This window comes from Asticcacaulis tiandongensis (genome assembly GCF_006475605.1).
Lineage (GTDB): Bacteria > Pseudomonadota > Alphaproteobacteria > Caulobacterales > Caulobacteraceae > Asticcacaulis > Asticcacaulis tiandongensis.
Genome location: NZ_SSBC01000010.1, coordinates 1 through 21399 on the forward strand (window position 1 = coordinate 1; position 21399 = coordinate 21399).

Sequence of the window (21399 nt, forward strand, 5' to 3'; positions counted from 1 at the left end):
GAAAACCAAAAACATAACCGGGCAGCGCTCTCAAACCGGTTACAAGTGTCGCGGGGTGGAGCAGCCCGGTAGCTCGTCAGGCTCATAACCTGAAGGTCGTCAGTTCAAATCTGGCCCCCGCAACCATTATCTCAGAAAACAATATCCTAGAAGCCCGCAAAAGCGGGCTTTTCTGCGTTTGAGGGCCGTGGCTTACGTCTAATATAAAGTTTGTCGATAGAATGACTGCCCGACAGACGGGTGCCGCATGGCTATCCGCTAAAACAAAGTTTCTCGGTCTCATCCCCCAAGCCCCCAGTCCGTGGGGAACGAGCAAATCGCGCGTCACTCACCTGCTTGGTGACGCGCCTATTTTTTTCGCTATTTATCGGATGCAGCTTTTTCCAGAGTGTAATCAAAATAGGATGACCTTTTTTCGCTGTTTCCATCGAACCAGATACATTCAACGGATACCTTGCCTAAGGTTGCATCTATGTTTTCAATGATCATCACCGGCCCGCCTGATTTTAGCTGCACCTTATCGCCTACGGTAAAAGCCTCTGACATTTTTCTAACTCCTGAGTATGGGGCTGCGAAATAACTGAATCTCAGGATGCAAATTTTCAATTGGTAAGTGGCAGACAGGTGTTATCGGGTTTGGCTTAAATTCATATCATATTGGAATGTTAACGAAGTTTTATAAAGCTAGGAAAGAATAGTTGGGCTAATTTCAGACTAGAGAATTAATTGAGCGTTAGCACATGCTTAATTAAGTATATGATTTAAATGAAAAATATGTTCAAACTTACGCCGAGCGTGATCGCAGGGATTGGTGAGTAGTTTACATATCAAATTGATATGATAATCCATGGGGTGCGCTGCTTATGGAGTTATCATGCTGTCACGTCGATCCCTTCTTGCCCTGTTTCCCCTCACGGCTGCCGGAACCTTGCTGGCCTCTTGCGGCAGGCCACCTGCGAACGGTAACGGCGCGTCAAAGACGCTCACGGCAACAATCGGCTACCCTGAACCGCACACGATTTTTGCACCGGGCGGCGGTGGCGGTGGGCCTGGCTTTTCCGGCTCCAAGGTGCTGGAACGTCTGGTACGATATAATGCCGATCAGAGCTTTACCCCTATTTTGGCTGAAAGCTGGGCTCTGGCGGATGACGCCAGATCGGTGGCAATCAAACTGCGCGCTAATGTTAAGTGGCACGACGGTCAGCCGTTCACTTCAGACGATGTGGTGTGGACGGTGACGGAGTACTGGAAGCCGTTTTTCCCGCAGACCATTCTCGATTTCCTGAGTGGCGTTGAAGCGACGGGGACGCATGAGGTCACGGTCCATTTTGACCGGCCCGTACCGGAATTTAGCGTTGGCTATCTGTTTGGTGATCTGACGAACTACATTTTGCCTAAACACCTGTATGCGGGAACCGATATCCTGCTCAATCCGGTCAATAATGCACCGGTGGGTACAGGCCCATGGAAATTTTCGAAATGGGTGCGGGGCTCGTTTGCCGAATTCGTGCGCAATCCCGACTATTGGGTGGCCGGTCAGCCGAGGCTCGACAAGCTTATTATCCGCTGGTGGCGTGAGCCGGCGTCGCGTGCGGCGGCTTTTGAGACCGGAGAACTGGATGTCGGCGTCTCCAATCCGGCACCACTTGGGGACATCGAACGGCTGAAGGCCAATCCAAATCTGAACGTTCAGTTTGAGGATCAGGGTGCGCCTCTGGGGCTTCATTTCAACACGAAAAATCCGGTTGTATCTGATGTGCGGGTTCGCCGCGCCCTGTTACATGCCATTGATCGGGAGTTTATCGCCAGGACGGTCTATTATGGTCTGGCCAAGCCCGCGATCAGTCCGATTCTGTCGACCAATAAGCTATATTTCAATCCGGATGTCCCGACCTACGTCTTTGATCCGGCGCTGGCCGGACGCTTGCTTGATGAGGCCGGCTATTCCAAAAAAGCTGATGGCAAGCGCTTTACGCTCAGTTTGCTGGCATCGGGATGGTCGGAGGAAAATGGCAAGGCGGGGGCTTATCTGAAACAGGTCTTTGAGGATCTGGGCATCCCGACCACGCTTAAGGTGCCGGACCGGGCCAATTCACTGAAAGCGCTTTATACGGATTATGATTTTGACGTGGCCTATAGTCAGGGTGGTGGCACCTATAATGATCCCATCCCCGATCTGCCGTTGGTGTTTGGAACCGCAGGCATCAGCAAGGGGCTGATTTTCCGTAACAGTTCACGCTATTCCAATCCGAAGCTTGATGCCTTGTTCGATCGGATAAAGCAGGAAACCGATACTATAAGACGTAAGGCTGACATCGATCAGGTGGCGCGCATTATTCTTGAGGACGCGCCGCTGGTGCCGCTGATCGAATGGCCGACGCATATTATCGCTCAGAAAACGGTACATTTCGATTCCCCTGCCGCGCAGATTGCGGCGGATTCATGGGGCGATGTGTGGAAGGATTAAGACCATAACCCTGGATCGCCGCGATCTGCTGGCCGGTTTGGGGCGATCTTCCTGCGCACCGACGGCGTCAGGAACGGGGATGGTTGGCATCTACAGGGGTTGATTTAAAAATACTAAACTAATTTGATAGGAAATAATGCGTTCCGACTACGCGTTTGCGCTTTCATTTTAATTCATATCAATTAAATATGATTATGGAATTGATTTGAGGCTCTGGCCTCCGGTCGAGAGTGTTCAAACACATCAAAGTGCCTGAAGGGCGCGTCCGATTGTTCCTCCCCACAATTTGCACATAACGTCCGGCGCAGATTCCGCAGAGAACGCACGCCGGTTTCCATTGGAGAAAAGTATGAAACGGGCTGTTCAATCCCGCTGGGCGGGTTCGACCGCGCTTACCCTGAGTCTGGCCATCGGCCTGTCTGTTCTGACGCAAGGTGTATCTGTCGCCAACGCAACGGATGATGCCGGTGCTGTAGCGGATGCCGAAGAGATTCAGGAGGTGGTTGTCACCGCTGAATTCCGTCGCGCCAGTCTTCAGAAAACGCCGATTGCCATTACGGTCGTGACACCCGAAGTGCTTGAGCTGCGGGCGATTGAAAATTTGCGTGATGTGGTGACGCGTGTGCCGGGTCTGGCGGCACCGGTCGCGCTTCAGCATTCGCAGACCAGCTATTATATTCGCGGGGTGGGGGAATCGGATTCGATCGCCAATCAGACGGTCGGCACCTATGTCGATGATGTCTATATCTCGCGGCCCATTGGCGGCACCTTCGAACTGAATGATGTTGAGGATATTCAGGTACTAAGGGGGCCTCAGGGCACGCTCTATGGCCGTAACTCGTCAGCGGGTGCCATTAAGGTGACGACGCGGTTGCCTGATAACGAACTCAGAACCTTTCTGGAAATCGGTGGCGGCAACTATTCGGCCAATATCCTGCGGGCCGGCATTTCGGGCCCGATAATCAAGGATAAGCTGGCGGCCAGTATCTCTTACATACACCGCGAGCGTCAGGGCTTTGTCTATAACGTGACTAACAAGCAATATGTCGGTGATGTGCAGACGGACTCTATACGCTTCAAGCTGAACTATAATGTGACTGACAGGCTGGCTTTGCTGTTTGCTGCTGACTATTTTGAAGATAATGGCGATCCGACACCGAAGCAAAGCCGTCTTCAGCCCGGCGGCGTGATCGACAAGGGCGTGAACTATTCAGACGTTCTGATCAGCAACAAGACGGAACTGGGCGGGGTGTCGTTACGGGCAACCTACCAGCTTAATGAAAATACTGTCCTCAAATCGATTACCTCGACGCGCGCCTTTAAGCAGCCGGGATGGTACGATCAGGACGGCAGCGCCACCACCATCAACAAGACCTTTTCCAACCACCGCAACGAGAACTGGGCGCAGGAATTCCAGTATCTCTATAGCGGTGAGCGCCTGCATGTCGTCGGTGGCCTGTTCTTCCTGTTTGATAATTTCCGCTCCTATCGCACGGGCTATTCTCCCAATGCGACCCATGCGCTTTTGCCCTATCGCAGTGAATTCCTTCATGAGCGTATGACGCTTCAGGATTCGGGCGAAAAGACAAAGAACCAGTCGGTGTACGGTCAGCTGACCTATCAGTGGACGCCGTCTATAGAGGTGATTGTCGGGGGACGCTATACCTCAGAGCAGCATGACTTTACCTTTACCGGCGATGAACGCAACGCTGGCGGCCAGTATCTGCCGGTGCCCTACACTATACGTCGTGACTATAAGACATGGACGTCCTTTACGCCCAAGGTAGGGATAAACTGGCAGGCTTCTGAGCGTATTGCCGCCTATCTTACCTGGTCCAAGGGCTTCAAGGCGGGCGGTTTTGACGGGCGCGCCAACTCCAAGGAAGCTGCAGGCCTGCCTTATGATCCTGAATATGTTGTGGCCATTGAAGGCGGTGTAAAGGCTGATTTCTTCAATCGCACCCTGCGCACCAATCTGGCGATCTTCCATAATGAGGTTGAAGGCTATCAGGCGACGGCGCGGGATGAAAACGACGTCAGCCACCGTATCAATCTGGGCGAGGTGGAAACCAGAGGTTTCGAGCTTGAGACCACCTGGCGACCATTGAGCGGCCTGACCTGGCTTTATAATGTCAGCTATCTCGACTCCGAAGTGCTGACGGCAGGCGGGGCGGCGTCGAACACGGCGACCTTTGTCGGCAAGCAGGTTCAGAATGCACCGAAATGGTCGCACTTCCTGTCGGTGGATTATGTGCTGCCGATCACCACGTTCGGCCAGTATCGTTTAGGGGCGGAATATATCCAGCGTTCCAAATATTATACCGATGGCCCGAATACCGAAAGCGCTGCGGCCGAAGCGGTTGATCTCGTCAACCTGTCGGCCAGTTTTGTGCCGGAGAATGCGCAGAACTGGCGGGTATCGCTCACGGTACGTAACCTGCTTGATGAACAATATGATACGGGCGGCGCGAGAGGCAATGGCGTGACCTCGCTCAACGCCACCACCTATTCCGATCCGCGCACATGGTTTGTCCGTCTGCGCTACGCCTACTGACCCACTAAAAAAGCCGCGCAGAGTTTAGTCTCATGCGCGGCTTAATTCATATTAAATCGATAGACTTTTGCATCAGCGCGTCTATCAATGCGGGATGCGTCAGGGAGCGCACTCCGTAAATAGGATTCAACGACTATGAAATATGTTAATCTCGGACCGACCGGCACCAAGGTGTCACGCATCGCCTTCGGTTGCTCAAGCTATGGTTCGACCGACTGGATGCCGTGGGCGTTGCCTGAGTCCGAAGCGCTGCCGTTTTATAAAAAGGCCCTCGATCTGGGCATTAATTTTTTCGACAATGCCGATTCCTATTCCACAGGTTTGGCAGAAACCATTCATGGCAATGCCTTTGAGGCCCTTGGGGTGCGACGTGACGAGGTGGTTATCGCCACCAAGGTTTATGGCGCGATGGGCAAGGATGTGAACCAGCGCGGATTATCGCGCAAGCACATCCGTCATGCGGTTGAGGACAGCCTGCGTCGTCTGAAGACCGATTATATCGATCTGTACCAGATTCATCGTCTCGATACGACAACGCCGCCTGAGGAAATTCTTGAGGCGCTGCACGACCTCATTAAGGCCGGCAAGGTTCTGCATATCGGGGCCTCAAGCATGTATGCCTGGCAGTTCGCCAAGCTTCAGCATCTTGCCGAAGTGCATGGCTTTACCAAATTCGTCACCATGCAGAACCGTTACAACCTCCTTTATCGTGAGGAAGAGCGGGAAATGATCCCCCTGTGCATCGATCAGGGTGTGGGCGTCATCCCCTATAGCCCGCTGGCGCGCGGTCTTTTGACCGGTTCACGCCGCCGCGGCACGGAACGTTCCAAGGTGGTTAAGGACTTTGCCCGTCCCGAAGACGAGGCTGTCATTGACCGTGTCCTCGAAGTGGCCCAAGCGCGTGGCGTTCCGGCGGCGCAGATCGGTCTGGCCTGGCTTCTGACACGACCGGGCCTTACGGCACCTATTGTCGGTGCCACCAAGCCACATCACCTTGAGGATGCCGTGGCGGCGGTTGATCTGGTGCTGACGGATGAGGAAATCGGCCTGCTTGAGGCTCCCTATAAGGCGCAGCCGCCCCAGTTCGGGCGGGAAACTGTCGCTTCGCACAATATTGCCGCCAATGCCGCTTTTGCCGCTGCTCAGGGTGCAGAGGCCGGAATCTGAGGCGCAGTTCATGGCATCCCACCGCATTCTTCCGAGTCCCTTTTCCGATCCACTGCGTTTTGACGGCGCGGTCAGGACGAAGGTCACCTCCCGCCCGGTGATTCTGCTGAGGCGGCTTGTAGTGCGGTTGGTAACCCACGTCCTGCCGCTGATGCTGGCGATTATTACCGGCACCTTCTTTCTCATCCATTCGGCACCGGGCAGTTTCGTCGAGATCATGTCATCGGAAATGCAGGTGTCGGATCAGGCGATGATTGATCGCCTCAGCGTGACCTATGGGCTCGATCAGCCGCTTTGGGTGCAATATCTCAAATACCTCAAGGCTGTAGCGCAGTTCGATCTCGGTTTCTCATACCGGCAAAACCTGCCGGTAATTGAAGCGGTTCTTCATCATCTTCCGGCGACACTGTTGCTAATGATTTCGGGTATTCTGGTGGCCCTTGTCGCCGGCGTATCCGCAGGGGCCGTAGCGGCGTCGCGGCCCAACAGTTTTATTGATCGCGCCCTGTCGATGACGGGGGTATTCCTGTTTGCCGCGCCGGGGTTCTGGCTCGGGATCATGCTGATTGTCCTGTTCGGCGTGACGCTTGGCTGGCTGCCGATAGGTGACATGAGAACTATCGGAGCCGATTACGGGTTTTTCGGTAATCTGCTTGATGTCGGATATCATCTTCTGCTGCCAGCTCTGGCCATGGGCCTGCATCAGTCGGCAATCTATCTGCGGGTGACGCGCACGGCCATGCTTCAGGCGGCGACGGCAGATTACGTTAAGACGGCACGTGCCAAAGGGCTGTCCGAAGGTACGGTGATTCTGCGCCATATTTTCCGCAATGCCCTGTTGCCCATTGTGACGGTGCTGGGATTACAATTTGCCTCCGTGCTGTCGGGGTCGGTCGTGATTGAGGCTGTGTTTAACTGGCCCGGTATCGGCAGCCTGCTATATGACGCCGTTGTGGCCCGCGATTATCCGATGGTTCTGGGCATCATCATCCTCAGTTCGCTGGTCGTCATTACGGTCAATCTGGTGGTCGATCTTGTCTATGCGTGGCTCGATCCGCGCATCGTGCTGGAGTAGGCCGATGACCGATGTCTTTCTTCGTTTCACGCAAAACCGGCTGGCGACCGCAGGTCTGGCTATCCTTGGGCTGATCGGATTAATTGCCCTGTCTGCACCGCTTCTGTTTCCCGGTGACCCCTTACGGATTGTGGCACCGGCGCTCCAGCCGCCCCTGACGGACGGATACCCTTTCGGCACGGATGCGCTGGGGCGGGATATGCTGGCCATGATCGTTCATGGTACGCGGACAACACTTCTGATCGGTGTGGCCGCCGCGACGACGGCCATACTGATCGGCGTCACCATAGGGGCGCTGGCGGGCTATTATGGCGGCGTGATCGGTAGTCTGGCGGGGCGTCTGATCGAATTGTTTCAGACCATTCCCGGCCTTGTCTTTTTGCTGGCTATTGTTTCGTTCGTAGGGCCACAGCTTATCTTTGTGGTGCTTGCCATAGGTATCGTCTCATGGGAATCGATTGCCCGCCTGACACGCGCTGAGTTTCTCGCCTGGCGCAAACGGGATTTTGTGCTGGCCGGACGGGCCATGGGCATGACTGACGCCCGCCTGATCTTTGGCGAAATCCTCCCCAATGCCATAGCGCCGGTCATCGCCGTGTCTACCCTGTCTATTGCCGGTGCCATTCTGGTGGAGTCAGGCCTGTCGTTTCTCGGGCTGGGCGATCCGTCGGTTTCCACATGGGGGCGGTTGGTGGGCGAGGGGCGGGGCCTGATCCGTACGGCCTGGTATGTCTGCGCCATTCCCGGCGCCGCCATTGTCCTGACGGTCTTCGCCTTAAGTCTGGTTAGCGATGGCCTGAATGATGTCCTGAATCCGGGGAGCCGCAGATGAATGCGCAAACCTTTGCGGTGGATACGCCCTTTATCGAGGCACGCGGCCTGACGACCTCTGTGCGTACCAAACGCGGCGAAGTGCCGATTGTCACCGGCTTTGATCTGTCTGTCCGGCGCGGCGAGACGGTGGCCATTGTCGGGGAATCCGGTTGTGGCAAGTCGCTGGCGGCTCTGTCCTTGATGCAGCTTTTGCCCAAGGGGCGCGCCCGTGTTAGTGGGGGCGAAGTGCGCCTTGACGGGCGCGATATACTGACGCTTAAGGCCCGTGAACTGAATGCCCTGCGCGGGCGGGAGATCGCCCTGATCTCACAGGACCCTATGAGCGCGCTCAATCCGGTCATATCCATAGGCGCACAGCTCCGCGAAGCCATCACCGCCCATAGCGACCTGAAAGGTGAGGCCCTGCACGCCCGTGCCATTGAGCTTATGCGGCTGGTGCAAATTCCTGATCCCGAAGCCCGTCTCAGGGAATATCCGCACCGCTTGTCGGGTGGTATGTGCCAGCGGGTTAGTATCGCCATGGCCATCGCCTCACAACCGCGCCTTCTGATCGCCGATGAACCGACGACGGCGCTTGATGTCACCATTCAGGCGCAGGTGCTGCAACTGCTGCAACGGCTAAAGCGCGAAACCGGCATGGCTTTGCTGATTATCACCCATGATTTTGGTGTGGTAGCGGAAATGGCCGACCGCGTGGCGGTGATGTATGCCGGACGCATTGTTGAGGAGGGGCCGGTGCGTGAGATTTTTCGCAACCCGCGCCATCCCTATACGCAGGGCCTTCTGGCACTTACCCGTCATCACCCACGTGGGATGCGCCTGCCTGAGATTGCCGGTCTGGTGCCCGCCTATGGTGAGGCGCGGACGGGCTGCGCTTTTGCCGACCGCTGCCCGCAGGCTCGGGCCATTTGCCGCCAGCTAACGCCTGAGCGCCGTTCTGTCGGCCCCTTGCATGACACGGCCTGCTGGCTGACGGAAACCGGAGAGGTCGCATGACGCTATTGTCTGTTCGTAATCTGGAAGTCCATCTGCCGACTACGCATGGGGTGGTGCACGCGGTGAATGGCCTTGATCTTGATATAGCCGCAGGCGAGACCGTGGGCCTGATCGGGGAATCCGGCTGCGGGAAATCAACCCTCGGTAAGACCCTTATGCGACTCGTACCCTCAACCGGAGGTTCAATCAGTCTGGAAGGGCAGGATATTACCCATCTGGATGCCCGTGGCCTTAAACCTGTGCGTCCGAAGATTCAGATGGTTTTTCAGGATAATGCCAGTGCGCTTAATCCCCGTCACACGGTGGGGCAGAGCATTTCCCAGCCGCTGCGCCTCAATGGTTGGTCGAAGCGTGACGCTCGCCAGCATACCGAAGAACTTCTGGCACGGGTCGGTCTGCCGAAAGACAGTTTTGACCGCTATCCCAATGAATTTTCCGGCGGTCAGCGTCAGCGTGTCGGTATTGCGCGCGCCATAGCCCTTAATCCGAAACTGATTGTCTGCGATGAACCGGTATCGGCGCTGGATGTGTCGGTACGGGCGCAGGTCATCAACCTGCTGGGGGATTTGCAGCGTGATCTCGGTGTGTCGTTCCTGTTCATCTCGCATGATCTGTCGGTGGTTGAACATATCGCCGATCGGGTGATTGTTATGTATCTGGGGCGCATTGTCGAACAGGGACGCGGCGACAGCTTTTGGAAATCCCCAAAGCACCCTTATACGCGTGCCCTGCTTGATGCCGCGCCAGCCCATGATCCGGATGCGCCGCGCGCGGTGGACAAACCGCTGTTACAAGGCGAACTGCCCAGTAATCTGCACCTCCCACAGGGCTGCCCGTTTCAGGGGCGTTGCCCGCTGGTCGAGGCCCGTTGCCGCGAAAGCGTTCCACAATTGCGTCGTGCCGAAGGCGGTAATCAGGTTGCCTGCCATCTGGTGCCCGAACCCGCAGAACCCGCCGTGCAGCCTGTGCCGGAACCTGTTTACTCTTAAGGAAATCTGAAATGCCCTCAACGCTTGTGTCCACCCGCGAAGGCTGGATCGAAGACCCCGAAGCCCTATTTGACGCCGTGCAGACGGCACTGACCGAAAGCATAGGCACACCGCCTCAGGCGCGTCATATTCGCCTGCTCGAATTGCCTGCGCACCATTACGCCACGGCACCGGACAACGGGCCGCGCTATACCGAGCTTCAGGTCACGCTCTTTTCCGGTCGCACGACTGAACTGAAGCAGGCCCTGTATGCGGCGCTAAAGCGCAATCTGGGCAGGCTGGGCGTGCCGGAAGATGATGTGAAGGTCATATTGATTGAATCGCCCAAAGAGAACTGGAGTTAATGTCCGCTTCAGGCGGTGCGGAACCGGACGCGCGGTCCTCCGGTCGCACCGACGCCTTTGCCGCCTTCCGCTCACGTGATTTCCGCTGGTTCTATCTGGCGCGGATGTCCAATAATCTTGGCACCAATATCATGCTGCCGACGCTTGGCTGGCAGATATATGCCATGACGCGTGACCCGATGGCACTCGGGCTGGTCGGTGTGGCGGTCTTCGTGCCGACGCTGCTGGCGACCTTGCCCTCTGGTCAGGCGGCTGACCGGTTTGAGCGTCGCAATGTTTACCGGCTGTTTCAGCTGGTACTCATGATGTCGGCTCTGTCTTTTGTTGCCCTGACCATTAAGGGTGTGACCTCGCCGGTGCCATTTTATCTGGCGGCGGCCATTTTCGGTGTGGGAAAAACCTTCTCGGCTCCGTGTGCGCAGGCGTGGATGCCGCACCTCATGCCGCGTCAGGATTTTCCCAATGCCGTGGCGTGGAACTCATCGGCCTTTCAACTGGCGGGCATAGTGGGGCCGTCGGTGGCGGGTCTGATTATCTTTCTGGCCAACGAAGCCACCGCCTATGGCGTGGCTGCAGGATTTTATGTCGGCTCGTTTGTGCTGGCGACACTGGTGCGCACCCGCAGCAAGGGTAATGACCAGCATAATAAGGGACTGGCGCACCTTTTGGGCGGGATTACCTATATCGGTCGCCACCCCCTTATCCTTGGGGCAACGACAATGGATCTGTTTGCCGGATTGCTTGGTGGGGCCACGGCGCTTTTGCCGATTTTCGCCACCGAAATCCTCCATGTCGGGGAAGCCGGTTTCGGTGTCTTGCGCAGCGCCTCGGCGGTAGGGGCCGTGGCGGCGGCGACCTTTATGGCCTTTCGGCCCATGCACCGGCGGGTCGGTCGCTGGATGTTCGTGGCGCTGGCCTGTTTTGGCCTGTCGATCATCGTCTTTGGGCTGTCGTCTTCTTATATTCTGTCGATCATTGCCCTGACGGTAATGGGCGGGGCGCGCATGACCGGGGCCTGTATCCGTCAGTCGCTGGTGCAGCTATCGACGCCGGATGATATGCGCGGGCGGGTCAGTTCGGCCAATATGGTCTTTGGCAGTGCCGCCAATGAACTGGGGGATATGGAGGCGGGTTTTGTCGCCTCGTTTGTCGGTGCTGCACCGGCGGCTGTCATCGGCGGGGCAGGCGTTCTGGCGGTCGGCGGGATATGGTTTTTCCTGTTCCCGTCGCTAAGGGGTATTGACCGTATTGATGATGGCGCGCCTCATGCAAAGACAAAGGACACGGGCTCTCTGAAAGAGGCAGCATGAAAAAAAACCCGCCAGTGACGGCGGGCTTTTTCTTTCTTGGGAAAGGACTAGGAAGGCCCTTGTGCCGGAGCGGTTTCGGGGAACCTTGCGCCGACCGTAGTCCCAAGCGGGAAGGCTTCTTCCAGTTCAGCGACAACATCGGCCTCAAGTACCAGATCGTTTGCCGCCCAGTTCGATTCAAGGTGTTTGACATGGCGCGTACCGGGGATAGGCACGGTGCCTTTCGACAGCACCCACGCCAGAGCCACCTGGGCGCTGGTGGCCTTAAGCCGTTGGGCGATGTCTTCAATGATGGCGCGACGCGCGGCATTGACCTTTACGGCCTCTTCCTGAAAACGCGGATGCTTGTGTCGGACATCCTGATCGTCTACCGGTGCGGAAGCGCCCGCTAGAAAGCCGCGCCCAAGCGGTGAAAACGGCACGAAACCGATGCCCAGTTCGCGCACGGTCGGCAGGATTTCGCTTTCGACATCACGTGTCCAGAGTGAATATTCGCTTTGCAGGGCGGTAATCGGATGTACCGCATGGGCGCGACGGATGGTATCGGCGGTCGCTTCGCTAAGGCCAATGCTACCGATCTTGCCTTCTTCCTTCAGGCGAACGAGACCGCCAATGGCTTCCTCGATCGGCAGGCTGCTGTCGATGCGGTGCAGATAATAGAGGTCGATCTGTTCTACCCCCAGCCGCTTAAGGCTCTTTTCGACCTGAAGACGGGTATAGGCGGGGGCATTATTGACCCGCTTGCCTTCCGCGCCTTCCTGAGATTCGCTGCCGCCGACAATGCCGACCTTGGAGGCGATAATCAGACGGTCACGGTGGCCCTTAATGGCGCGGCCCACCAGTTCTTCGTTGTGGCCGTTGCCATAGACATTGGCCGTATCGATGAAGTTGATGCCCAGTTCAATAACACGGGCAAGGGTTTGCAAGGATTCGGCCTCATCGGCATGGCCATAGTTGTGGGACAGGCCCATGGCGCCGAAACCCTGTTTAGTGACGGTAAATTTTCCAAGATTTGACATAGTTTTGCTTCTCCAATAAGTCAGTTTAAATCATATTGACTTGATATGGATTGAGGATTAGCACAGTCACATAAACGGAACAAGCGGCCTTTGTGTCCCCGTTCCCATTTAGAGGTTTAGCCGTCAACGGCACGCCGCTTTCTTCCCCTCATCCTCATTTCGCGGTGCTTATCCATGACCACTAAGCCTTTGCACTTTGGTTTCACCTACACCCCTCACGGCGCGCATCCGGGAGCCTGGCGTCACCCGGATAGCCGGCATGATCCGTTTGATCCGGCCCAAATTACCGCCCAGACGCAAGCGGTTGAGGCGGCGGGTTTCACCTTCATACGGTTTCAGGATCAACTGGCTCCTGAAGCCAGGGCTGCGGCCCATGCGCCGGAGGCTCTGGCGCGTACCGAAGCCTTTACGACGGCATCGTTTCTGGCGACGCGCACAAAGCGTCTGGGGTTTGTGGTCACGGGCAATACCAGCTATTTCGAGCCGTTCAATCTGGCGCGTCTGACGGCATCGCTTGATCATGTGACACACGGTCGCGCAGGCTGGGAACTGACGAGCGGGGCTTCCTATCCGGCGGCGCGTAACTACAGCCAGACCGAAGCCACGCCTGAGGTGCATTACGCCCGTGCCGCCGAGGTTTTGGATATCCTGCGCAAGCTGTGGGATTCATGGGAAGATGACGCCTTCATCCGTAACAAGGCCACCGGCGAATATGTTGATGGCGACCGGATTCATCCGATACATCACGAGGGTGAGCGCTTCCGTATCAAGGGGCCGCTCAATGTCGCCCGTCCGCCGCAGGGTCAGGTGGTGGTGGCCCATGAAATCACGTCTGATCTGTCCTATGCTATCGCGGCGCAGGCCGATCTTGTTTTTCTCGGAAGCCATGCGCCCGCCGAAATTCGTAACCGCGCCGATGCAATGCGCGAAGCGGTAAAGGCGGCTGGCCGCGCAGCAGACAGCGTACGCCTGTTTGCGGATGTCATACCCGTGCTTGCCGCTACGCCAGAGGCCGCCAAAGCGCTTTTGGCCGACCTTAATGCGCGGGCAGGCCAATCGGCAGACGGATATGTCATCGCGGGTGACGCGAAACAGATTGCCGACCAGATCGAAGCCCTGGCCGAAACCGGTGGCGTGAACGGCATCAATATCCGTTCGCCGCTCCTGCCAACGCAGCTTGAGGCTTTCGTCGAGCTTGTTGTGCCGGAACTCAAGGCGCGCGGTCTTTGGGCCGAGCCGAAGGACGGGGCGACCTTGCGCGACCATCTGGGCCTTGATCGTCCTGCCAACCGTTTAACGACCCGCGCCGACCTCAAGGCGGCAGTATAGGAAACCACCATGTCCAACCGTCAGCTTCATTTCGGCCTCATGTTCTGGGCCAATGGCACCCATCCGTCGGGATGGCGTATGCCGACCGCGCATGAAACCGCGCCTTTCGATATAGAATTCCTGCAAAAGGTGACGCAAATCGCCGAAGGGGCTAAATTCGATTTCCTGTTCCTTGGGGATCGTCTGGCGTCCGATCCGGCCTTGCAGACGACCAATCCGTCGCAGATGTCGCGCCTTGAACCGTTTGTGTCGGCGGCGTCGCTGGCGGCGGCGACAAGTCATATCGGCATAGTGGTGACGGCAAACCCGACCTATTATGACCCGTATAATATTGCGCACCTTACCGCGTCGCTTGATCACCTGAGCGGTGGACGGGCTTCGTGGAATCTGGTGACCGGTGCCGATGAAATCGCTGCCGCCAATTTCAGTCGCGATGAACACTGGGACACCGAAAAGCGTTATGACTGGGCCGATGAATTTGTCGAGGTGACGCGCAAGCTGTGGGATTCGTGGGATGAGGACGCCTATGACGCCGATCCGGTTTCAGGTGCACGGGCGATCAACCATCAGGGTCGCTTCTTCAATATTAACGGCCCTCTGGCGGTCAAACGCCCTCCACAGGGGCATATCGTCATTCTGCACGCCGGCACCTCTGACCGCTCACGTGAGCTGGGCGCACGCGATGCCGATGTGATCTTTGCCGCAGGACCGAACATTCCGGCGGCTAAGGCCTATTACGATGATATCAAGGCACGGGCGAAAAAACATGGTCGTTCCGCAGACGATATTGCCATCCTGCCCGGTATGACGCCGATTGTAGCGCCGACGACCGCAGAGGCCGTGAAAATTTACGATCAGCTCAACAGTTTCATCCAGATCGACTCCGAAGATACCGCTGAAGAACATCGTCGGTATGGGGCGCTGGGGGGGCGGGGCAAGCGGAACCTGTCGAACGTCACCCGCACCATAGGCGTTGACGTGATCGGGCGCGGCGTAGATGAGGTGGTCGATCCGCTGGTGCTGAAAGAAGCCAATGAAGACGGCCAAAAGTTGTTTGCCCAGATTACCGAGCGGACACGCCGTGATGTAACGGGGGCTAATCGCATCACCTATCGTGATCTGATCATTGCCGCTGCCGGTCAGGGCGGCGGTGTTGTCGGCAATCCGAAAGAGGTCGCTGATCATATCGAGCACTGGTTCGAAGCCAGGGCCTGTGATGGTTTCAACATTTTCCCCGCCTATAATCCGGATACGGTATCCGCCTTTGCTGATCTGGTCGTGCCGATCCTTCAGAATCGCGGTCTTTACCGCCGTGACTATTCCGGCCCGACTTTCCGTGATCATCTGGGCCTCAAACGTCCGGCCAACAGCCTGACCCGCACCGTCGTTGCAGCTGAATAGGGAGCATTGCGATGAGCCGACAGGACGTTCTGATTACGGCGGCGGAATTGAAAGACCGCTTGCCCTCCGTTATCCTGATTGATGTGGGGGCCGATGAGACGGGCCGCACTCAGGGCATTGCCGGGGCTGTGCCGGTTTCGGCTATCGCCTTTGCCGGTACGGGCGGCGGGGTGAGGGGCAATCGCCCCTTGCCCGACATTGTCGTGTTTCAGGACCGTGTCCGTAACTGGGGCATAGATGATGACAGCGACATCGTCCTCTATGATGATAAGGGAGATCTTCAGGCCGCGCGCGGCTGGTGGACACTGAAGTGGGCCGGACTGAAGACGGTTCGTTTGCTTGATGGCGGTCTGGCGGCGGCCGAACGCGCGGGATTGCCACTGACGACGCTTGAGCCACCGAACAGGCAGGGGCAGGCCGTGCTTGGCGCGGGCCATCTGCCGATACTTGAGGCCGACGAGGCAGCGGAATATGCCCGTCAGGGGCGTCTGCTGGACGCGCGCGCCTCAAAAGCCTTTAACGGTGACCCGGAAGCCAAAACCGGCGGGCACATCCCCGGTGCCGTCAATATTCCGGCGTCCGGTAATCTGGACGTGGACGGGACATTTTTGTCGGATGAGGCACTGGCTGAACTTTATCCGGAGCGCGATGACATAGGTGTAAGCTGTGGCGCGGGTGTCTCTGCAGCGCATAATGCGGCGGCACTGGCCATACTGGGGATTATCCCACCGCTCTATGTCGCTTCATGGTCTGGCTGGAGCGCCGATGCGTCCCGTCCGGTAGCCTATGGCAAAGCGGTTTCTCTCTGATCATACTATGCGACTATGAATTGAGGCTGGCTTTTTGATACAACTGCGGCCATATGGGATTGTGATTCATCAAAGGGCCACTTCTTCTTATGATTTCTCAACGCTGCCGCTATGCACTTAAGGCTATGATCAATCTGGCACGTCAGGATACGGTCGTGCCAAAGCAGGTGGCTGTGATATCGGCCGAGGAGACCATTCCGCGCAAGTTTCTTGAGGGGATCATGTCCGAACTGCGTCAGGGCGGATTTGTCGAAGCCCTGCGCGGTAAGACGGGCGGTTACCGGTTGGCGCGTCCGGCAGAACTGATTACCTTCGGCGAGATCATGCGCGTGGTCGATGGGCCGCTGGCGCTTTTGCCCTGTGTCAGCCAGCATTTCTATAAACGGTGCGAGGATTGCCGTGACGAAAAGGCCTGTGAACTGCGGCGCATCATGGCCCGTGTCCGTCGCGAAGCCTCGGACGTTCTTGATCGTACAACACTTGGTGACGCGGTGAGTCAACCGCAACTTGGCATAGTTTAGGATCGATAGTGCCTGACGCTACTTTTTCTGGATTGCAAATTCAGACTTAATTGATAGGAAATAAAACAGTTTCAAGGATAACTGTGATGACCTATCATTCGACCATTCCGCTGGTGCCTTCGGATACGCTCTGGTTCTACAGCGGGCCGGTGCCTACCGCGACATCCCTTGCCCATAGGCAGGATTTTCTGGGAAAATATACCCAAGGTACCGGCTTTCAGCTGAAACCCCTGAAAGAGGCGCGGGATGTGACCTTGCGCGCCCAGCATTTCCACCATGACATCAAGACACTGGTACGCGAAGGCGGGAACGTGTTCCCGATTTTTAACCGGGCGCGTAATCTGGCACAGCGCGGATATGATAATACGGTTGTCATCGGCCTGACCTGGGTCGATGAGGTGCAGGTGCTTCTGGCGCGTCCCGGTCTCGGATTTGACGGGCAGGGTATAGGTGCACTGAAAGGCAAGCGACTGGGCCTGTCCCATACCCCTGCCGAGGTTGATGTCTGGCAGGCCATGGCCCTGCGGGGCTTTGACACCGCGCTGAAACTGGCCGGTCTTACGTTTGAGGATGTTATCTTAAGCCGGATAAAAGGGCCTGATCTGCGCTTTCAGCCCTACGCCCGGCGCGGGGATAATGGCTCGCGTGTCACCGAAGAGGCGCTGTTGCGCGGCGAGATCGATGTCATCTATGCCCGTGGTGCGGCGGCGATACAGCTTCAGCAGGCGCATAATCTTGAGGTGGTTCTCGATATCAACGCGCTGGATGATCCGAAATTGCGCGTCAACAACGGCACGCCCCGTCTGCTCACTGTGCATCGGCATTTGCTTGATGATCATCCGGATCTTGTGACACGCTATCTGAAGGCCTTGAGAGTGGCAGGGCAATGGGCGTCGGAACATCCCCGCGAAGTGGTCGAGATTCTGGCCGAAGACACCGATTCCACACCAGAAAGTGTCCGGCGTGGCTACGGCCCCAGGCTGGAACATATTTTTGATATCAAGCTCAATTCGGCGCGGGTGGCCGCCTTGCAGGATCAGGTCGATTTTCTGCACAGGTTCGGGCTGATTGAGATCCGCTTCGATGTCGGCGCATGGATTAATACATCGCCGCTGGTTCAGTCGAGTCTACTTCGTGACCATTGAGAGAAAATCTATGTCCTTATCTTACGCTCGCCACACGGCGCCGGTTATCGTTGGTTTTGGCGGTGCCCTGAGCCAGGATTCACAAACCGAGCGTCTGCTTAAAACAGTACTCGATGAGGCGGCGCAGTTGGGGGCGCGTACCCGCCTTTTTAGCGGACGTGATCTGGCGGCCCTGCCGCACTATGATCCGGTCGATCCCTGTCGCACCCCCGCGCAGGAAGCCTTTCTGGCGGCCATCAGGGAAGCGGACGGGGTCGTTATCGCCACCCCGACCTATCATGGGGGCATTACGGGGCTGGTCAAAAATGCCATCGATCTGATTTCAGACCTGCGTACCGATGCGCGTCCCTATCTCGATGGCCGTCCGGTGGGCATTGTGGTGACCGCCGGTGGCGGTCAGGGGGCAGGGGCAACCCTCTCAGGGGTGCGCGATATTGTACACGCCCTGAGAGGCTGGCCAACGCCGATAGGGGTTGCCGTCAACAATCCGGTTATTTTCGACGAACAGGGCCAGATACTGAGCAACTCGCTGAAAGAAGCCATTCGGACGCAGGCGCGTCAGATGGTAGAGTTTCATCTGCTGCATAAACAGCGTAGTTTCGCCGAATAGTCTTACCTGCAGGTATAGGCTACCTGGTGATAGATATAAGCGGCGGCCCCGCGCTCAGCAGAAAGAAAAACGGCAAGGCGCCCCTCAAGTCCATAAGGCCCAGAATGTGGCGTTCATCAATCCGACGAAAATGATCTGTTATCGGTTGATGGTCATAAATCATCGCCGCACTTGTAGCGCCGCGATAGACGACGAGGCGAAGGCGGGCCCTTGGTCTGGATGTCTGAATAAGCGGATGGAGCACTTTGAAAAGCCCATACATAACCGGATGGCGAGCCAGCCGGGGCATTTTCAGCGCCAGACCTAAGGGAACCCGTGCCGGATCAACCCTGACTATCTTACCGGATACGGAAAACAGAAGGGGATCAACCACCTCCGGTGTATGAAAGGCTTTACCGTACCACCCATACCGTTCCAGCAAGCCATCAAGCGGGTGCTGAGTGTGTAACCCTGAGCCCAGCCAGTCGCCGTTCAGTTCTGAAACCTGAACCGCGGGCAAGCTGTCAAAATGCCTTAACCCCGCAGCGGTATCCAAAGGGGTCGTTTGCCAGGTCCTTAGCCACTCAGGCAGCATTGATGCCCTCCATCAGCCGTTCTCTGAAAACCTTAACGCAAGCGCAAGTGGTTTCTAAAGGCGGCTTTGGAGAGCTATCTGCAAACTTCGGGTAAATTTGCCAAACCCAACCGGTGATCAGCCCTTGTTTGCGATCAGGCCAATGTCCAAAGGCTCACCACCCTCGGCGACAGCTATCAGCATATCGACATTGGGATGGGCACCGGGACGGTTGCGGGCATCCGCTGTGTGCTCGGCGAATATCTCCAGTCCGTGACGGGCGGCCTGCGCATCAAGCGTACCAAAACAGTGTTTAAGATACTGATAGACGGCCAGCGAACCCTGTTTGCCCGGCGCATTCTCGATGGTTGCGACCACAGCACCGGTCTTGTCGCTCAGTTCAATGCGCTGCAGTCCCTCAATAGACGGCAACTTCTGCAGGTTTTCCTTAAACGACGAACCGGCTTTTATCTGTGTCATCTGTCTCATTCCTGATTATAATTTAAGAAAGCTACCCGCCCGGATGCAGGCCCGGTGCTTCCTGACCGGTGCGGGCGACATATTCGCTATAGCCGCCGCCGTAACTGTGCACCCCCTCAGGCGTCAGTTCCAGCACACGGTTCGATAAGGCCGCCAGAAAATGCCGGTCGTGCGACACAAACAGCATGGTCCCCTCAAAATCGGCCAGTGCCGCAACCAGCATCTCCTTGGTCGCCATATCAAGGTGGTTGGTCGGCTCATCGAGCACCAGAAGGTTCGGCGGATCGAATAACATCTTGGCCATCACCAGCCGGGCTTTTTCACCACCCGACAAGACGCGACAGGGCTTTTCGACATCATCCCCTGAAAAGCCAAAACATCCGGCAAGCGTCCTGAGCGCCCCCTGACCGGCCTGAGGGAAGCTGCTGTCGAGCGACTCGAAAATCGTTTCCTCGCCGTCTAGTAAATCCATCGAGTGCTGGGCAAAATAGCCCATCTTAACGCTGGCGCCGATGCTGACCTTACCCTGATCCGGCGTCTCTGTTCCGGCCGCCAGTTTCAGCAGGGTCGATTTCCCCGCGCCATTGGCCCCAAGCACGCACCAGCGCTCCTTACGACGCACCTGAAAATCAAGTCCGTCATAGATGGTATGGCTGCCATAGCTTTTATGCACCTGACGCAGGTTCAGCACATCTTCGCCTGAACGCGGCGGCGACCGGAACTCAAACTGAATGTTCTGGCGACGGCGAGGGGCTTCGACCTTTTCAATCTTGTCGAGCTTTTTCACACGGCTCTGAACCTGCGCCGCATGCGACGCCCGCGCTTTGAAGCGTTCAATGAACTTGATTTCCTTGGCCAGCATGGCCTGCTGGCGCTCATACTGCGCCTGACGCTGCTTTTCGGTCAGGGCACGCTGCTGGTCAAAGAAATCGAGATCCCCCGAATAGGTAATCAGCGAACCGGCATCGATTTCGATGACCTTGCCGATAATGCGGTTCATGAAGGCCCGATCGTGCGAGGTCATCAGCAAGGCCCCGTCATAGGATTTGAGGAAGGCCTCAAGCCAGATCAGGCTCTCAAGATCAAGGTGGTTACTCGGTTCATCGAGCAGCATCATGTCCGGCCGCATCAGCAGAATACGGGCGAGGGCGACGCGCATCTTCCAGCCGCCGGACAACAGCCCGACATCACCATCCATGCGTTCCTGACTGAAGCTTAAGCCCGCCAGCACCTCCCGTGCGCGCGCCTCAAGCGCATAGCCGTCCAGTTCCTCAAATTTTTCCTGCACCTCGCCATACCGCTCAATAATGGCGTCCATCTGATCGGCCTGATCCGGATCAACCATACCGGCCTCAAGCGTTGCCATCTCGGCCATCAGCGCGCTGACGGGGCCGACCCCGTCCATCACGGCGGAGACAGCGCTCTGGCCCGACATCTCGCCGACATCCTGACTGAAATAGCCGATGGTCATGCCGGGATCGATCAGCACCTGACCGTCATCAGGTTGCTCCCGACCGGTGATCATGCGGAACAGGGTCGTTTTACCCGCCCCGTTTGGTCCGACAAGCCCGACCTTTTCGCCTTTCATAATGTTCATCGACGCATCGATAAACAGAATCTGGTGGCCATTTTGCTTGCTGATATTATCGAGACGGATCATGGGTTCTTACTGACTGAAAGGAAGCCTGAGCGGACCATCTGTCTCACGACAAGGCGCGCCCGTGCGGTTGGTCAGGGGTCTACAGGTGTAAGGCAGATTTGGGAAGCATGTTCATAGCCATCCGTTCAGAAACACC

20 protein-coding genes and 1 tRNA gene are annotated in these 21399 nt (G+C 56.9%); 16 read left to right on the top strand and 5 right to left on the bottom strand.

The window, feature by feature from the left end; translation table 11 throughout:
• Nucleotides 1–49 precede the first annotated feature (49 nt).
• Nucleotides 50–126: transfer RNA gene (locus tag E5201_RS04010), tRNA-Met, on the top strand.
• A gap of 234 nt (nucleotides 127–360) precedes the next feature.
• Here the strand turns inward: E5201_RS04010 and E5201_RS04015 are convergent.
• Nucleotides 361–546 carry a YodC family protein gene (locus E5201_RS04015; RefSeq protein WP_140984723.1) on the bottom strand — a complete coding sequence of 62 codons (186 nt, stop codon included), beginning with the start codon at nucleotides 544–546 and terminating at the stop codon, nucleotides 361–363.
• Nucleotides 547–874: 328 nt separating this feature from the next.
• Here E5201_RS04015 and E5201_RS04020 point away from each other — a divergent pair, with 328 nt between their 5' ends.
• From E5201_RS04020 to E5201_RS04060, 9 genes are all read left to right on the top strand, one after another.
• Nucleotides 875–2467: an ABC transporter substrate-binding protein gene (locus tag E5201_RS04020; RefSeq protein WP_181404536.1), complete on the top strand. Its 1593-nt coding sequence runs from the start codon at nucleotides 875–877 to the stop codon at nucleotides 2465–2467.
• A gap of 349 nt (nucleotides 2468–2816) precedes the next feature.
• Entirely contained in the window at nucleotides 2817–5021 is a 2205-nt protein-coding gene (locus E5201_RS04025; RefSeq protein WP_140984725.1) for a TonB-dependent receptor, read from the top strand.
• A 135-nt stretch (nucleotides 5022–5156) separates the two neighbouring features.
• Nucleotides 5157–6188, top strand: coding sequence for an aldo/keto reductase (locus E5201_RS04030; protein ID WP_140984726.1), 1032 nt, complete (start codon nucleotides 5157–5159; stop codon nucleotides 6186–6188).
• Between the two features lie 10 nt (nucleotides 6189–6198).
• Complete coding sequence (locus E5201_RS04035; protein WP_281280200.1) at nucleotides 6199–7263, top strand: ABC transporter permease; 1065 nt, start codon at nucleotides 6199–6201, stop codon at nucleotides 7261–7263.
• A 4-nt stretch (nucleotides 7264–7267) separates the two neighbouring features.
• Nucleotides 7268–8095: an ABC transporter permease gene (locus E5201_RS04040; RefSeq protein WP_140984727.1), complete on the top strand. Its 828-nt coding sequence runs from the start codon at nucleotides 7268–7270 to the stop codon at nucleotides 8093–8095.
• Nucleotides 8092–9093 carry an ABC transporter ATP-binding protein gene (locus tag E5201_RS04045; RefSeq protein ID WP_140984728.1) on the top strand — a complete coding sequence of 334 codons (1002 nt, stop codon included), beginning with the start codon at nucleotides 8092–8094 and terminating at the stop codon, nucleotides 9091–9093. Before E5201_RS04040 ends, E5201_RS04045 begins: the two co-directional genes overlap by 4 nt.
• Nucleotides 9090–10082 (top strand): ABC transporter ATP-binding protein, encoded by a 993-nt coding sequence (locus E5201_RS04050; protein WP_140984729.1) that lies wholly within the window; start codon nucleotides 9090–9092, stop codon nucleotides 10080–10082. The genes E5201_RS04045 and E5201_RS04050 overlap by 4 nt, the downstream gene beginning before the upstream one ends.
• Nucleotides 10083–10093: 11 nt before the next feature.
• Complete coding sequence (locus tag E5201_RS04055; protein WP_140984730.1) at nucleotides 10094–10426, top strand: tautomerase family protein; 333 nt, start codon at nucleotides 10094–10096, stop codon at nucleotides 10424–10426.
• Entirely contained in the window at nucleotides 10426–11736 is a 1311-nt protein-coding gene (locus E5201_RS04060) for an MFS transporter (RefSeq protein WP_140984731.1), read from the top strand. Before E5201_RS04055 ends, E5201_RS04060 begins: the two co-directional genes overlap by 1 nt.
• 47 nt (nucleotides 11737–11783) lie before the next feature.
• Here E5201_RS04060 and E5201_RS04065 read toward each other — a convergent pair whose 3' ends face one another.
• Nucleotides 11784–12755: an aldo/keto reductase gene (locus E5201_RS04065; protein ID WP_140984732.1), complete on the bottom strand. Its 972-nt coding sequence runs from the start codon at nucleotides 12753–12755 to the stop codon at nucleotides 11784–11786.
• Nucleotides 12756–12929: 174 nt separating this feature from the next.
• Here E5201_RS04065 and E5201_RS04070 point away from each other — a divergent pair, with 174 nt between their 5' ends.
• The 6 genes from E5201_RS04070 (at nucleotide 12930) to E5201_RS04095 (ending at nucleotide 18570) form a co-directional block, all read left to right on the top strand.
• A complete protein-coding gene (locus tag E5201_RS04070) occupies nucleotides 12930–14084 on the top strand; it encodes an LLM class flavin-dependent oxidoreductase (RefSeq protein ID WP_140984733.1) in 1155 nt (384 codons plus the stop codon).
• Nucleotides 14085–14093: 9 nt separating this feature from the next.
• Nucleotides 14094–15485 carry an NtaA/DmoA family FMN-dependent monooxygenase gene (locus E5201_RS04075; protein WP_140984734.1) on the top strand — a complete coding sequence of 464 codons (1392 nt, stop codon included), beginning with the start codon at nucleotides 14094–14096 and terminating at the stop codon, nucleotides 15483–15485.
• Between the two features lie 11 nt (nucleotides 15486–15496).
• Nucleotides 15497–16294, top strand: a complete 798-nt coding sequence (locus tag E5201_RS04080; protein WP_140984735.1) for a sulfurtransferase — start codon at nucleotides 15497–15499, stop codon at nucleotides 16292–16294.
• 89 nt (nucleotides 16295–16383) lie between these two features.
• A complete protein-coding gene (locus tag E5201_RS04085; RefSeq protein ID WP_140984736.1) occupies nucleotides 16384–16815 on the top strand; it encodes an RrF2 family transcriptional regulator in 432 nt (143 codons plus the stop codon).
• 86 nt (nucleotides 16816–16901) lie between these two features.
• Nucleotides 16902–17960, top strand: a complete 1059-nt coding sequence (locus E5201_RS04090) for an ABC transporter substrate-binding protein (RefSeq protein ID WP_140984737.1) — start codon at nucleotides 16902–16904, stop codon at nucleotides 17958–17960.
• A 10-nt stretch (nucleotides 17961–17970) separates the two neighbouring features.
• Nucleotides 17971–18570: an NADPH-dependent FMN reductase gene (locus E5201_RS04095; protein WP_140984738.1), complete on the top strand. Its 600-nt coding sequence runs from the start codon at nucleotides 17971–17973 to the stop codon at nucleotides 18568–18570.
• A 19-nt stretch (nucleotides 18571–18589) separates the two neighbouring features.
• Here the strand turns inward: E5201_RS04095 and E5201_RS04100 are convergent, their stop codons facing one another.
• From E5201_RS04100 to E5201_RS04110, 3 genes are all read right to left on the bottom strand, one after another.
• On the bottom strand, nucleotides 18590–19144 hold the full coding sequence (locus tag E5201_RS04100) for a DUF4334 domain-containing protein (RefSeq protein ID WP_140984739.1): 555 nt from the start codon (nucleotides 19142–19144) through the stop codon (nucleotides 18590–18592).
• Nucleotides 19145–19261: 117 nt separating this feature from the next.
• A complete protein-coding gene (locus tag E5201_RS04105) occupies nucleotides 19262–19603 on the bottom strand; it encodes a DUF2322 family protein (protein ID WP_140984740.1) in 342 nt (113 codons plus the stop codon).
• A 31-nt stretch (nucleotides 19604–19634) separates the two neighbouring features.
• Nucleotides 19635–21263, bottom strand: coding sequence for an ABC-F family ATP-binding cassette domain-containing protein (locus E5201_RS04110; protein WP_140984741.1), 1629 nt, complete (start codon nucleotides 21261–21263; stop codon nucleotides 19635–19637).
• Nucleotides 21264–21399 lie beyond the last annotated feature (136 nt).